12 protein-coding genes and 1 pseudogene are annotated in these 13,930 nt (G+C 31.7%); 3 read left to right on the top strand and 10 right to left on the bottom strand.

Going from position 1 to position 13,930, the window contains the following annotated elements; all coding sequences use genetic code 11:
• The first annotated feature begins 15 nt into the window (after positions 1-15).
• Positions 16-1,200 carry a Pycsar system effector family protein gene (locus FNW38_RS07595; protein WP_143386732.1) on the top strand — a complete coding sequence of 395 codons (1,185 nt, stop codon included), beginning with the start codon at positions 16-18 and terminating at the stop codon, positions 1,198-1,200.
• Here FNW38_RS07595 and FNW38_RS07590 read toward each other — a convergent pair.
• From FNW38_RS07590 to FNW38_RS07550, 8 genes and pseudogenes are all read right to left on the bottom strand, one after another.
• Entirely contained in the window at positions 1,197-3,566 is a 2,370-nt protein-coding gene (locus FNW38_RS07590; protein ID WP_143386731.1) for a GAF domain-containing protein, read from the bottom strand. The genes FNW38_RS07595 and FNW38_RS07590 overlap by 4 nt on opposite strands.
• A gap of 977 nt (positions 3,567-4,543) precedes the next feature.
• Positions 4,544-5,602 carry a nucleoid-associated protein gene (locus tag FNW38_RS07580; protein WP_143386729.1) on the bottom strand — a complete coding sequence of 353 codons (1,059 nt, stop codon included), beginning with the start codon at positions 5,600-5,602 and terminating at the stop codon, positions 4,544-4,546.
• A 216-nt stretch (positions 5,603-5,818) separates the two neighbouring features.
• Positions 5,819-6,358 carry an IS1096 element passenger TnpR family protein gene (locus tag FNW38_RS07575; RefSeq protein ID WP_143386728.1) on the bottom strand — a complete coding sequence of 180 codons (540 nt, stop codon included), beginning with the start codon at positions 6,356-6,358 and terminating at the stop codon, positions 5,819-5,821.
• A gap of 210 nt (positions 6,359-6,568) precedes the next feature.
• A complete protein-coding gene (locus FNW38_RS07570; protein ID WP_143386727.1) occupies positions 6,569-7,174 on the bottom strand; it encodes an HPP family protein in 606 nt (201 codons plus the stop codon).
• Between the two features lie 6 nt (positions 7,175-7,180).
• A pseudogene (locus tag FNW38_RS07565) lies at positions 7,181-8,196 on the bottom strand (chloride channel protein).
• Positions 8,197-8,645: 449 nt separating this feature from the next.
• Positions 8,646-9,035 carry an SMU1112c/YaeR family gloxylase I-like metalloprotein gene (gene gloA2 / locus FNW38_RS07560; RefSeq protein WP_143386726.1) on the bottom strand — a complete coding sequence of 130 codons (390 nt, stop codon included), beginning with the start codon at positions 9,033-9,035 and terminating at the stop codon, positions 8,646-8,648.
• 123 nt (positions 9,036-9,158) lie between these two features.
• Complete coding sequence (locus FNW38_RS07555) at positions 9,159-10,127, bottom strand: lipid A deacylase LpxR family protein (protein ID WP_143386725.1); 969 nt, start codon at positions 10,125-10,127, stop codon at positions 9,159-9,161.
• Positions 10,128-10,344: 217 nt separating this feature from the next.
• Positions 10,345-10,902, bottom strand: a complete 558-nt coding sequence (locus FNW38_RS07550) for a sugar O-acetyltransferase (protein WP_143386724.1) — start codon at positions 10,900-10,902, stop codon at positions 10,345-10,347.
• A 112-nt stretch (positions 10,903-11,014) separates the two neighbouring features.
• Here FNW38_RS07550 and FNW38_RS17900 point away from each other — a divergent pair, with 112 nt between their 5' ends.
• Together FNW38_RS17900 and FNW38_RS07540 are read left to right on the top strand one after the other, a co-directional pair.
• Complete coding sequence (locus FNW38_RS17900; protein ID WP_143386781.1) at positions 11,015-11,167, top strand: 2TM domain-containing protein; 153 nt, start codon at positions 11,015-11,017, stop codon at positions 11,165-11,167.
• Positions 11,168-11,229: 62 nt separating this feature from the next.
• Positions 11,230-11,985 (top strand): LytR/AlgR family response regulator transcription factor, encoded by a 756-nt coding sequence (locus FNW38_RS07540; protein WP_143386723.1) that lies wholly within the window; start codon positions 11,230-11,232, stop codon positions 11,983-11,985.
• A 93-nt stretch (positions 11,986-12,078) separates the two neighbouring features.
• Here the strand turns inward: FNW38_RS07540 and FNW38_RS07535 are convergent, their stop codons facing one another.
• Both FNW38_RS07535 and FNW38_RS07530 read right to left on the bottom strand, forming a co-directional pair.
• A complete protein-coding gene (locus tag FNW38_RS07535) occupies positions 12,079-12,852 on the bottom strand; it encodes a CDP-alcohol phosphatidyltransferase family protein (protein WP_143386722.1) in 774 nt (257 codons plus the stop codon).
• A 54-nt stretch (positions 12,853-12,906) separates the two neighbouring features.
• Positions 12,907-13,929 carry a COX15/CtaA family protein gene (locus FNW38_RS07530; protein WP_143386721.1) on the bottom strand — a complete coding sequence of 341 codons (1,023 nt, stop codon included), beginning with the start codon at positions 13,927-13,929 and terminating at the stop codon, positions 12,907-12,909.
• Position 13,930: the final 1 nt, after the last annotated feature.

The following is a 13,930-nucleotide window of genomic DNA, read 5'->3' as shown; positions in this document are numbered from 1 at the left end:
TATAAAAATTTATTTATGACTCTTATCGATCAAGCCCAAGATTTTGTTAGTAATTTACTCAAAGATAAACTTTCTGTTTTATATACCTATCATAATTTTAATCATACACTTGGCGTAGTTGATGCAGTTAATACATTGTCCGACAGTGAAAATTTAAATCCTTCTGACAAAGAAATGCTACTAATCGCAGCTTGGTTTCACGATACCGGATATATAAATGGTTGTGCAAACCACGAAGATTTAAGTAGTGCTATTGCTGCCGATTTTTTAAAAGAAAAAGGAAAATCTGATGATTATATAAAGAAAGTTTCTAGCTTAATCAAAGCAACTAGAAAGGATAGTGTACCTCAAACCCTTTTTGAAAAAATAATAAAAGACGCGGATTATTACCATCTTTTTAGTGAAGATTATGCTTTGGCTTGTGAATTTTTGAGAACTGAATGGGAAAACACAGAACGGAAATTATTTACGGATAAAGATTGGGCAATAGAAAACAGGGATTTTTTGGTGAATAAGCATCATTTTTATACTGATTATGCTTTAAAAAATTGGCAGCCTTTAAAGGAAAAAAATATTAAAAAAGTACAGAAAAAAATCAAAAAAGTTGAAGAAGAAGCGAAAGAAAAGCTAGAAAAAGAAATCAAAAAGAGAGAGAAAGAAGAAAAACCCGACCGGGGGATTGATACTTTGTTCCGAATCACATTGAGTAATCACACTCGTTTGAGTGGCATTGCCGACAGCAAAGCCAATATTTTGCTTTCAGTAAATGCGATTATTATCTCGATTGCACTTTCTACGATTATTCCAAAATTAGACAGTCCAAAAAATGCTCATTTGGTTATTCCTGTTTTCTTTATGTTGATATCCAGTGTAATTACCATCATTTTTGCCATACTTTCTACACGTCCCAAAGTGACTAAGGGTGTTTTTACAAAGCAAGACATTGAAGATAAAAAAGTGAACCTGCTTTTCTTTGGAAACTTTTATAAAATGCCTCTGCAGGATTATGAATGGGCTATGAATGAGATGATGAAAGACAGAGAATATCTGTATAATTCGTTGATTAAAGATTTATATTTTCTGGGATTGGTTTTGGAGAAAAAATATAGATTATTGCGAATTGCCTATAATCTTTTTATGATAGGAATAGTTCTTTCGGTTATTGCTTTTGTAATTGCTTTCAAAGCGGTTGGCGTTTAGTTTAATTCGTCCAATAAATCCTGATAAGAATACTTTTTAGTCATTGCTCCATTCCCGGTATTGACCACTTTTACCCTTATGGCTCTTAGCCCGGAAACACCTTGTAATTCTTCCACCTCGAATTGTTCTATAGTTGGTTCGAGAATATTCTTGAATTGCAGGAATTTGACATATTTCAAATATTCGGTTTCCTCCTGGTTATGAGAATATACGATGGTGATTTTTTCTTTTTCGGTAATACGGTCTTTAGTTCCTTTGATGTTGGCTTTGTCGATTCGTTTTTTCACCACTTCATATCTTGCATTGTACGTTCCATCAACATCAAAACGCTTTTCATCCATTCTAAATCGGATGGAAATTGGCGAACTGAATACCAAAATCAAAGAAGTAACATCTAATTTATAAGGCAAAGAAGACTTCAATTGATGATGTTCTAACTCCATTTCACACAAGGTTTGCAACTGCCACAATCTCAAGTTATTAAGATACATCATGTCAAATGTTTGATTTGGAGCAATTGAAGCGCCAATATACAAGTTATGTTCTACCCCGTCAGTTTTAAATCGTTCGTAATAATGCGGAAAAATATTTTGTGCTTCAGTTTGTTTTTTATCAAGAATTCCAGCCAGTTTTTTATTGACAATAGACATTGCATTATCGAATTTTTTTCTGGATTGGTAAAACAGTCCTGTTTTTTCATCTAGTTTTTCAAAATAGTCTTCGACCAAAACGTGGCATTCATTATCCATTCTGGAATTTTTTAAAATGGGATGAATTTCAGTTTCAATGTAACGTTGCATTTGCTGTTCAGTATCTGCTTTCAGAGGAGAACCCAATTCATTGAAAAACGACTGTAATTCAAATTTTCGTTGTTCCAACAATACAAGATTGGTATTGGATTTTAGATTTTCGAAAATTTGCAAGAGTGTTTTTAGTTGATTTTTTAAATCTTCCTTTACGGTCTCGTTTCTATGTTCAGAAGAACCTTTAATATCAATTTGTCCATATAAAGGATATACTTCTGTGAAAACAATTTCTTTAAAAATATAGTCTTTACTTTGATTACTGGTTTGAAAATATTTTTGGGCTTCTTTTCTGAATTTCCAGTACACGCTCGGATGAATCGTGGTGTATTCTCTTTGAATAATGGCTTCTATTTGGTGCTGCATATCATTGTTGTAACGTTCCAATGTATCTACCAAATAAGGCAAAATCAAGTCCAGATTGTTTGCATTGATACTGTTTAGCTCTCTTGGTTTTGCAGAAACTAATTCTATAATGCCCAAAAGTTTATCATTTTTTATTACAGGAGCAAGAATACAGCTTTGGATATTTTGTTTCAACAAGTGCTCTCCCAGTTTTTCATTTCCTGATGTTAGAGCTAATTTTTCAACGTTTGAAACTATAAAAGGTTTATTATGCTCTAAAATAGTTGCCAAAGAGCAACCAAAAAGAGTGTCTTTACAATCGGCTTCTTCTATGTCGTGAAGAATAAAACTTCCTATTTTTTTATCATCATAAGGCGGCATTATAAACTTTTCATCTTCTTCATTATAAATGATGAAACCAACTTTCAAATCGGATATTTTGAAAATAGAACGGAAAATGGTTTCAAAATTTGGGGTATTAGCTGCTTGTTCTGTTTCTGATTTCAAAAGATTGCTTTTCAAGTTTGAAACTGCACTTTCAATAGAAGCATCAAATAGAGATACCAAACCAAAGCCTTTTAAAATCCAACTTTCGGATGGAAACTTTTCTTTCCACAAATCGATAGTATCATAATTATCCATCAATAAATCGATGTCTTCAGGAGTTAATGTTATAGCTTTATCGGTAGGGATAATTTCCATAAAATCGGCATTATATAGAATTCTATAATGCTTCATAATGCCATTTGCATCTGGAATATCGTAAAATAGAGGCTTGTTGAAATCAAAATGCTGATTATAGAATGTGTTCAATATCAAAATGCAATTCATGATATAGAATTGATGGTCATCAAAATCCCTGATTGCCATGTCAAATGTTGTTCCAGCATTATGAAGTATTTTTTTGAATCTTTCTGTATAATTAAACGTAAAGTTTTGAAAGGGAATGGTAACCGCTTTAATTTCGTTATGCGTCAGGGCAGTAGGGAATAGATCGGCTAATAAATATTGTATCAGTGTTTCGTTATCATGAATTAAATTCAAATCCTCAATTCCAGTTCTGAATTCTGGGAAAGGTTCTATTTCTTTCAATAATGCTTTGGCATAATTCGAGCGATAATCCACATTGGTTGCTGCGATTTCCTCCAAGGTTTCAATGAGTTTATGAAACGAAATTAAAGTTTTGAATGGGCTGTCTTTAAAAAAATTATGATTCATTTTTTTTGCTTTACTAAGAAACAAATTTACGAATAAATCGAAATTAATACTTCAGAAGTAGTTTTTAATTCGATTTTGAAAATTTATACTTTAATAAAATGACACAGGAACCTATAAATTAGTTTGAATTTTTATGTTCTACATAATGATTTGAATGGTTAATGAACCTTTTCTACCAAGTAATTTATTTTTACAAAAAAGCACAAATATTTCTAATTAGGACTTTAAGTAACTGATTTTATTTTAAATCAATTATGATTTGTTAATTAAGGAAATGTTTGGATTCAAGAGACTTTTTTTTAATTTATTTTTTTGTCTCAACACGATTATAGATTGGATTAATAGAAGGATTAGCATCTTTTCAAGGTTTTTAGTAAGTTGGTAATATGTTGTAATTTAATTCTTGAAAACTTTTATTTAATGAAATTGACTTCAATAAAAAGCTAATAATTTACAGCTTTGAAATAAAAAATAACTGTGTTAAACGGAAAGGGGTTTTAAACAGTATGAACCCTTTTTTTATAAAACCCAATCAATGTTTCGTTTATTTCTTTTAGTTCTGGTGTGAGAAATGTTTTTTGACCATTTTCATCGTTAGTTAATTCCAGATTGCAAACCGTGCATTTATATTCCTTGAAATGATTTGTTACATTCCTAGTTGTGATAATTCTATGTCCAAATAGTGAACAGAAGATTTTTTTACTCAGAAATTTTTCTTTGATTTCGATTGGGTTCATATTAGGTTATTTAGATTTGGGGACTTAAACGTAACTAATAATCGCTTAAATATCAAATAAAACCGACTAAATGTATTTTACGACAATAAAAACAAGAAAATACTTATAATAATATTAATACTATTGTTTGCTGTGTTTAATTTAGAGCTATTATAAAGTCAAAAAAAATCCCCTATCACTTTCGCCATTGGGGATTGAATATAAGTATGAGAAATGTAAACTGAGACTGAACGCTGTAAACTAACTCTTCTCTTCTTTATTAAAATAAACTAAGTAATAATACATTTGTTTTTCTTCATCCCAACCTTTTTCTACAAATTTCTCTGCACTTTCAGGATTGATGAAATCCATTTTTATTTGGATATGCGTATCTAAATTGATTACGTTTTTAATAGACTTTCTAGCGTCAGAAACCGCTGCATTCGCAATAGGAAATGAGGTTACATCTTCAATGCTGTATTTTTCCCCTTTGTCTATTTTGTAATTCTTGAATTCTGGAATCAAATCAGGATTGTCTAAAACTTCATTTAAGAAATTGGTTTCTTCGAACTGATCATTTTTTGCAAAATAATTTACAGAACGGTTCATGAACATCACTTCTTCTTTTTTGTCTTCTGCAGGGAAAACAACGTCTTTGGCGAAGTTCTGACAGAATTTTAAATACTTTTTGGTAATGAAATTTTCATCCTCAAAAGCATCAACAGAAAGGAAATGTTCCAGCCAATATCTTGCATCGTAACGGTTGCTGTCAACAGTTAGGATTTTGTATCCTTCTTCTTTTTTGTAATTAAAGATTAAACAACCTTTATCTAATTTATTTAAACTGACTCCTTGTTGTAAAATCATTTCCAAGTGCGTTTCTTTTTCCTCAAATTGTAAAAAGTCAGCTTGTATCTCGCTTTTGAAAATTCCTATGGCATCCACGACATTGTTATCAATGCTTACGTTAGTCAAATAAGTAACATATACCTCGCCATTCTTGATGTGCGGATGATTTGATTGCTCAAATAAATGCTTTGTTATCTTTTTAGAAATTTCGTGAATGTTACTTGGATTCTCAAAAACTTCCGTTGCAAATTTGAACATGTCGTTGTAATCCAAATCAATTTCATGAGCAAATTGAAAATAATTTTCTTCTTTTTCTCTAAAAGGTTTAAAGAAAAACTCCTTCATCAACGGAACGATTTCGTCATTCAAATTAAAGAGTTGCTCCGATAAGAATATTGCTTCATTCCTACTTTTATTACCAACTCTGTGAATTGATAAGGTTTCGATGTGGGTGTTATATAAGTTGATCATTAGAAATGTTTAAAAGGTTTCCTCCCCCCAGCCCCCTCCGAAGGAGGGGGAGACGAGACGTGATTTTGTATTTGTTAAATCTTTTTATAATTGTCTGGAATCATACCTAACAAAGAAATCTGTGTAAAAAAAATATCCTTTGAGTATCAATACGGACATTCATTTTATTTTTATGTGGTTTGTCTCCCTCTCCTTTGGAGAGGGTTGAGGAGAGGATTAATTCCAATTCTCTTCAAATCCAAAGTCTTCAAAACTATCATCTCCCTCAAACATGTCTAGATCTTCTTCGTCAATATCATCTTCAAATTCACCATAGATATCATCATGCATATCGGCTTCAAAGCTTTTTTCCATTGCTTCATCTGGCATTTCACCGTGAGAAAAAATGGTTTCAGGATATAAATTTCCAACAACTTGCTCTTCTACTGCAGCTAATTCTACAAGGAAAGTCCACATATTGATGAAATCATAAACATAGATAATTTTGGTATTTTGCTTGTCTAAAATATCCGATAACAGATAATCACTCATTATTTTTTGCTCACCTGGAATGTCTCCGCTATCAAAAAGCGAAATTTCATCTTCTTGATTCCAAGTTTCATCGCAAGTATAGAATGAAGCCACTTCCATCCCGTCAAAACCAAAGGAATTAAAGATAGCATTGTGTAAGTCTTCTAAAGTATCGTCTTCAAGTATTGCAATGTCTCTAAAAACATCTTCTTCCGCGTCTAGAATTACTCTAAATTTATAAACCATAATCTTTGTTTTTATTGAAAGCTCAAAGGTAAAATATAATTTTAGATTTTAATTTCAGATTTCAGATTTGTTGATAATATTTTTACGTATGAATTTGTAAATTGAATAAATGATTGCCATTTATTATAAAACAGAAACAATATGTAAATTATAAAATATTGATGTTTGTTTCAAAAATCTGTTTCGATTCGGGTTTGTCGTAACTATAATTTAGGAGATGCTTTTTTTAATTTTACTGGTCAGCCTTTTTCTAATGATGTGATACTTTTTATGATTTGGATAGCATCTGTTCGGGGTCATGTTATTGAAAATTAAAGCTATAATCAGTAGGATAAGGACTCCACTTAGAACAGGGTAAAGTACATACCAATAACCAAGAGTTTTAATTTTTGGCGAACCTATTACAGCAATTAAAGCAGTTGCTCCGCCGGGAGGATGCAGTGTTTTGGTTATTTGCATCAAAACAATTGAAAGCGATACTGCAAGGGGCGCTGTCAGCCATAAAATTTCAGGCACAAATTTAGCGACCGTAACTCCCACAATTGCAGAAACCAGATGTCCACCAACCAGATTTCTGGGTTGCGCCATCGGACTTTGAATTATGCCATACACTAAAACGCTTGAAGCGCCAAAAGAACCAATCAAATAGACCACATCAGAATGAAGTAATGATTTAGATTGCATGTAAGCTATTAATCCAATGCCAATAAATGAACCTAAAAAAGCCCAGAAATGTTCTTTAAAATCAACTAAAGTTTCTTTGTATAGAATGTACTTTGTTTTGCGATAATTCCTTTTTATTTTTTCAAAAGGCATAAACTATTATTTTGATAAACTTGTAGAGTAGGAATATACTGTAAACGGATAAATCATTTTCGCTGTGTATTTTGAAATTAGACAAACAACCAAAATGGGAAGAAATAAAGTATAATCATTCGTTAATCCACAAACTAAGAAAATCGCGGTAAAAGGTGCGTGAATACGGGCACTTAAAACTGCGGCCATTCCAATAACCATAAAGTTTACAGGAATTACATTAGCATTCAAATAGGTGTTTAAAAGCAAAGCAACAAGTAATCCTAAAAGGCACCAATGAAAAGGCTTGGCGCAAAAACTCCTCCATCACCTCCCGAAGTAAGCGTTGCCGAAGTTACTATTGGTTTTAAAAGGATGATTCCAATAAATGTCAGTACCAATGAAAATGATAGTGTCACCTCATTCGAATGAACAAAAATTGTTTTAATAGCATGATATCCTTCTCTATAAAGTTGTGGAAAAAAGAATAAGGAAGTACTCAGGATTAGTGAGCCTATTAGAATCTTATAATAATGAATTTTTATTTTTGAAAATTGAGATTTAAAGAATAAAACACAACGGGTGAGATAAACTGAATTGATACCGGCTAAAATCCCCAAAAGAATAAAATACGGAATCGCTCTTAAATGCCAAGTTGTAATATTTACGGCAAACAAAGGTTTTTCATCCAATAAAAAAACAAGTCCAAAAGCTATAGCAACCGCAATCAAATTACTGATTAAAAATGCTTGAGTTACTTTTCTGGAAATAACTTCAATCGCAAAAAGAATTCCGGCAATAGGACTGCTGAACAAAGCGGTAACTCCTGCCGCAACCCCTGCACATATCAATTCAGTTTTATATTGTCTGAATACGTTTTGTTTTCTTTGGGCCACAGAACCAATCGTAGCCGAAGCAACAACGGTCGAAACTTCAATTCCTGTGGATCCTCCAAAAATAACGGTCAATAATCCGTTGATGAAATGAGATGGAATTTTATAATTGGGTAAGTTTTTGGATTTGGAATTTGTGCTTTCAAAAATTTCTTTAATCCCTTTGTTTTCTTTTTTTCTAAAAAGATATTCTCTGAGGAAATAAATGATGGATAGACCAAAAACCGGAAAAACGACAATGAATATGAGGTTTAAAGTAGCTTGATGAAAAAAAATTTCCTCGTAATATTCGGTTATTTTTTTTAATGAAATTCCTAAAAATGCAGAAAGAAAACCAATTAAAACAGAAACAATAACTAATTTTTGAAATTTGATTAATTGATAATTTTTTTAATTCGAGCGGTATTATTTATCTAAAAAATGTTTTATAAACCTTGTTTTTTAAATAAAATAAAAATGATTTATTTGAAAAAATAAAGTTTTTGAGAGTATTACAAATCTAAAGAAAGAATATCAGACTTGACTTTAAAAAATCCATATAACCATTATTTTTTATGATTTCTTTGTGAATTATACTTTTTCAGTAGCTTAAAATAGGCTTATTTTTCATAAAATTCAATCGGAAGATTATCTGGATCAGCAATAAAAGTAAAACGTTTATTTGTTGTCGGGTCTATTCGGATTGCTTCGGATGTAATGTTTTTTGAAGATAAATAATGAATTGTTTGGTCCATGTCATTTACTTCAAATGCTAAATGTCGTAATCCGGTAGCTTCTGGTCCTGAAGTACGCTGCGGTGGATTTATAAACGAAAAAAGTTCAATGATGTAAACACCATTTAAGGCTAAATCCAGTTTGTAGGATTGTCTTTCCTCGCGGTAAATTTCCCGAATAATTGTTAGTCCCAAAACATCGGTATAGAAAGTTTTAGATTTTTGATAATCGGAGCAAATGATAGCGATATGGTGTACTTTGTTTATAGAGAGCATAATTATTTAAAATAAGTTATCGGGAGTAAATAACTTAGGGACTTTTTTTTAAAAGAATCAACCTGAAGTTATATTGAAAAAACAAAGGTAAAATTTTTATTTAGATTTTGGGTTTTGAAAAAATTATAACTTGAACCCAATTCTAAATCCGCCCCATTTATGAGCTTTTCCCGTTTCGAATTCCTTCGAAAGCTCAGAACGGGTATATTCGAGATAAACTGCTTTGTATTGCATGACTATCCCAAAATTGTCTTGAAAAGTGAATCTGTCAATATTTTGATTAGTAATAACATAAGGGCTTTTTTGATTAATAAGTCCGCCTTGTAAACTGGCATCATATCCAATGATAGTCACAAAACCTTGTAAATAAGCATAAATTTGAAAGCCATTTTTGTTTTTCAGGGAGGTAAAAGGGGAATTGATTTTTCCAAAAGTAGTTGTTAAGCCTCCAGATATATTTGTGTTCATCGTTCCCAATCGAAGTTTTGCATTAGAATTTAAAGCAAATAAATTATCGAGTCGATACAATTGTTTCTCGTGTGCAATTTCATAATTTAGTATGATATCATTCTTGATTTGGTGTTGCCAACCATGGGGAACTTCATCACCGATCCATTCATGAATTTTAGTTTGCATTTCCTTACCAAAAGCATAAGGACCAATGATTCCAATACTTAGAATAGAAGAAAGTTTGGTTTTATGAGTTGTATCAGTCGAAACTAAGAATGATTTTATCATTACGGCTGCAGCAAAAGGCCTGTCATTATAAAGAATTTTATCAGATTTGAGGCTTATTGGCGTAAAGCCCATTTGTTCTAACGCCAATCCATATTGTTGTTCACCGTTTTTTAATTTTTTAAACAACTTATTTATTGGATTCTGAATCAGTTTTGGACTTACCAATTCAAAATTATCGCCTTGGGTGTAGAAATGATCGGTTGCAGTAAAATAGTCGTTATCATAATGATAACGGAAATAGTGTTTGCTTTTTATTTCTCTAAAAGATGCTGTGTTGTCAATTCTTTGGGCAAATGATATTACAGATAAAAAGAGCAAACTAATGGTGTAATATTTTTTTGGTAAACTTTCCATTATTCACTTATGCAAAAAAACAATATTATTTTTTTGAATTTTTCACCTAGAAGTAAATAACAAAATTAATCATTTAAATTATTATAAGTAATTCATTTTCAAAATATTATAAATTAATTTCACACTGATGTATTCCTCAGAAAGCGAGAAAGGTTTTGTTTTTTCTAAGTGTTTTTTATGATTTTTGAAGAGATATTTTGAGTGTTTCCAAAATAATTTATTCGTTCAGTTTTCGAATTACTTTTGCAGGATTTCCTACGGCCAATGAATTGTCGGGAATGTCTTTTGTAACTACTGAACCTGCACCAATAACACAACCGTTTCCGATGGTAATTCCTGGACAAATAACTGTATTTCCTCCAACCCAGCAATCATCTCCAATAGTTATGGGTAATGCATTTTCTAGCGTTTTTCTCAGTTCAGCATCCAGCGGATGTGTGGCGGTGTAAAGCTGAACTCCTGGTGCAAAAAAGACATTGGAACCAATAGTTACTTTGGCACAGTCCAAAACAACACAGTTTACATTGAAATAAACATTTTCTCCACAACTAATATTGTATCCGTAGTCGCAAAAAAATGGAGGTTCAATATAAAGATTTGCTCCTGCATTAGGGATTAATTCCTTTAGTATTTCTCGCGCTTTTTTTGTTACTCGGTACTCTGTAACATTTAATCGATGGAGAAGATTTTTAGATTTTCGTCTGTCTTTTACTAAAACAGGATCGCCTGCCAAATAATATTCTCCGGCAATCATTTTTTCTTTTTCTGTTTTCATAAAATGGATTCTAGTTTAGGGTAAATATAAAAGAAATTGCGGATGATTACAACTCATCCTATAATTTCAACAGTTCAGTTAATTATTATTTTATGATTTTAATTCCCGAAATATATTTGTTTCATCAAAAATCAAATATTATGAAGATTATTTATACTCTCACGGATTATCTGTTTTTGGTAGAGATATATTTTTTGGAAAAAAATGGGAAGAAAGAAGAATTCAGGAGTTGATGAAAAAAGACCAAAATAGCAAATGGGAGTGAAAATGAGTATTCAGTCACAGTTTTCAGTTAACCAAATAACCAAATAAACGATTCAACATTAAATGACCACAATAATAATCGAAGACGAAAAACCTGCTGCCAGATTACTGCAAAGAAAACTCGAAAAGCTAAATATCCAAGTAGGAGTGATGCTGCATTCGGTGGAAGAATCGATTGCTTGGTTTTCTAAAAACGAACATCCCGATTTGATTTTTTTAGACATTCAATTATCGGATGGATTGTCGTTTGAGATTTTTGAAAAAGTAGTCATCAAGAGTGCTATAATTTTCACGACTGCGTATGATGAATATGCGTTACGTGCCTTCAAATTAAACAGTATTGATTATCTTTTGAAACCCATTGATGAGGACGATTTAGAAGTGGCTGTTTTAAAATTTAAAGCTCGATTGCCAAAACAGGAAACGCTACAATTGGATTTTGAGCAAATTAAAAAAATGCTGACCAACCCATTTGAGAAAAACTATAAAAAACGCTTTACGGTAAAAATAGGGCAACATTTGAAAGTCATTTCAATTGATGAAATTGAATGTTTTTTTAGCGAAAATAAAGGAATCTATATTCATACTTTTGACAATAGAAATTATTTAATCGAATGTACTTTGGAAGTTTTGGAACAGGAATTGGACCCTGTAGATTTCTTTCGAATAAGCCGTAAATTTATTATTCCGCTTAAAGCAATTAAAGAAATTGTGTTGTACAGTAACTCTCGTTTGAAGGTGATTTTACCTTCTTATAAAGATGATGAGGTGATTGTAAGCAGAGAAAAAGTGTCCGATTTTAAGAATTGGATTGGGTAATTTATTTATTGAATTAATGCATTATGTAATTTGATGCAAAAAATTCGTTTTCAGTATTTTAAATTACGAGTATAGATTATCTCTATGGAGATTTTATACCTTAAAAACTGCTTTTCTGATTCCAATTAATACGAAAATAAACAAAGTGTAAATGATAAAAAACGGAGCGATATATTCGATTAATCCCATTGGTAACATAACGGCAATAATCAGTAATTGAAAACCCAATCCGTAAATGGAAACTAATGTCATAAACCAGTTTGGAAACGTTTTTATTTTGTAGGCCTCTTTGTCAAGAGTGTGAATTATTTTATCAAAAGTGCCGTAGACAATGGTGTAAATTCTGAACAAAATATCAACTGATTTTTGGCTTTCTCCAGGTAAAGCTTTTGGCGATTTGCATTCGAAAACTTTACTGGTTGAATCTCCTCCGACTGATTTATTTCTCAAAATCACATAGTAATAATTGTATAAAGTTCCTTGTAGTTGAATGCCAATAAATGCCAAAATGGTAAGCCAAATTGTTGTTTTTGAAACATAATAAATTGCCATGAAAAGCAAAAAATTCAAGACAATATCAAAGACGCTATCCAAGTATCTTCCAGTGTAAGAAGGGGTGTTTTTTATCCTTGCCAGTTCACCATCTGCTGCATCGATAATCGATTTTAGAATGATAAAAAAACCGGCTAAAAAGTAATGATTTTGTAAAATACAGTAAATTGCAATAAGACCTGAAACCCCAAAAAGCAGTGTAACATGAATGGGAGTGAATCGGGTATTTTTTAATTGATTAGCTAAGAATTTCCCGAATGGTCTTCCGTAATCGGATAAATCTAAAAATTTATCTTGAGCAGCAAGTTTAGACATTTAAGTTTATAAACAAAGAAATGCGACAATATAGTCAGGTATAAATGATAAAATTTATTTTGATAATCGATGTAACGTGAAAGTCATTGCGGTCAATAAGAAAAATGCACTGACTTGATGTATGAGTCCCAGCCATAAAGGTACACCATATATTAATGTTAAAACCCCTAGTCCAAACTGAATAAAAACTAATAACAAAAGTAAATTAATTCCTTTGGTTTGTGCTTTGTCTAAAGAAAAATTTATGCTTTTGAAGTACAATAAAACTATTAATCCAACTACAAAATAAGCCAGAGTTCTATGTATAAATTGAACCCCGCTTTTACCTTCGGTAAAACTCAAAAACAGATTTTTTTGTTCTTGAAAAACACTATCATGGATAAATTGTCCATCACTCATTAAAGGCCAGTGATTGTGAATTAAACCAGCATTTAAGCCCGCAACGAAGCCACCGTATATAATTTGTAACAATAGAATAGCAAGAGCTACACGGGCAATGGTTCGTAATGATTTTTCAATGGTTGCCTTTTTAGGATATAGTAGATCCAAAGCTACCCAAAACGTGTATGCAAAGGTGATAAAAGCTGTAGTCAAGTGAAGTGCCAGTCTAAAATGACTTACATCAGGATTATCAATCAATCCGCTTTTTACCATAAACCAGCCAAAAAAACCTTGTAATCCACCTAAGAATAAAAGAATTACGCATTTTTTAATGGTGCTTTTGTCTAATTTTTTTCTGATTAGAAAGTACACAAACGGAATAATAAAAACCATTCCGATGGCGCGTCCTATAAAGCGGTGAAACCACTCCCAGAAGTAGATGAATTTATAATCAGAAAGGGCAAAATCGTTATGAATATTAATTTTTTGATATTCGGGAAATTGCTTGTATCGCTCAAAAGCTTCTTGCCATTTTGCTTTTGAAAGTGGCGGAAATGTATCTGTTACCAAATGCCAGTCGGTCATAGAAAGTCCTGAATTAGTCAATCGGGTAATTCCGCCTACGACAACCATTATAAAAATTAATACACATCCGGATAACAACCAAATAATAACTGATTTATTCTCTTTTTTCATT

Source organism: Flavobacterium gawalongense (assembly GCF_007097265.1).
GTDB lineage: Bacteria > Bacteroidota > Bacteroidia > Flavobacteriales > Flavobacteriaceae > Flavobacterium > Flavobacterium gawalongense.
The sequence above is the reverse complement of the archived record's forward strand: the minus strand, read 5'-3'. Positions and strand labels throughout refer to the sequence as shown.

What these genes read in the sequence shown, in the direction of transcription:
- FNW38_RS07540 (WP_143386723.1), top strand. Translation starts at nt 11,230, where the DNA reads ATGACCACAATAATAATCGAAGACGAAAAACCTGCTGCCAGATTACTG.
- FNW38_RS07555 (WP_143386725.1), bottom strand. Translation starts at nt 10,127, where the DNA reads ATGGAAAGTTTACCAAAAAAATATTACACCATTAGTTTGCTCTTTTTA.
- FNW38_RS07535 (WP_143386722.1), bottom strand. Translation starts at nt 12,852, where the DNA reads ATGTCTAAACTTGCTGCTCAAGATAAATTTTTAGATTTATCCGATTAC.
- FNW38_RS07575 (WP_143386728.1), bottom strand. Translation starts at nt 6,358, where the DNA reads ATGGTTTATAAATTTAGAGTAATTCTAGACGCGGAAGAAGATGTTTTT.
- FNW38_RS07580 (WP_143386729.1), bottom strand. Translation starts at nt 5,602, where the DNA reads ATGATCAACTTATATAACACCCACATCGAAACCTTATCAATTCACAGA.
- gloA2 (WP_143386726.1), bottom strand. Translation starts at nt 9,035, where the DNA reads ATGCTCTCTATAAACAAAGTACACCATATCGCTATCATTTGCTCCGAT.
- FNW38_RS07590 (WP_143386731.1), bottom strand. Translation starts at nt 3,566, where the DNA reads ATGAATCATAATTTTTTTAAAGACAGCCCATTCAAAACTTTAATTTCG.
- FNW38_RS07595 (WP_143386732.1), top strand. Translation starts at nt 16, where the DNA reads ATGACTCTTATCGATCAAGCCCAAGATTTTGTTAGTAATTTACTCAAA.
- FNW38_RS07530 (WP_143386721.1), bottom strand. Translation starts at nt 13,929, where the DNA reads ATGAAAAAAGAGAATAAATCAGTTATTATTTGGTTGTTATCCGGATGT.
- FNW38_RS07550 (WP_143386724.1), bottom strand. Translation starts at nt 10,902, where the DNA reads ATGAAAACAGAAAAAGAAAAAATGATTGCCGGAGAATATTATTTGGCA.
- FNW38_RS07570 (WP_143386727.1), bottom strand. Translation starts at nt 7,174, where the DNA reads ATGCCTTTTGAAAAAATAAAAAGGAATTATCGCAAAACAAAGTACATT.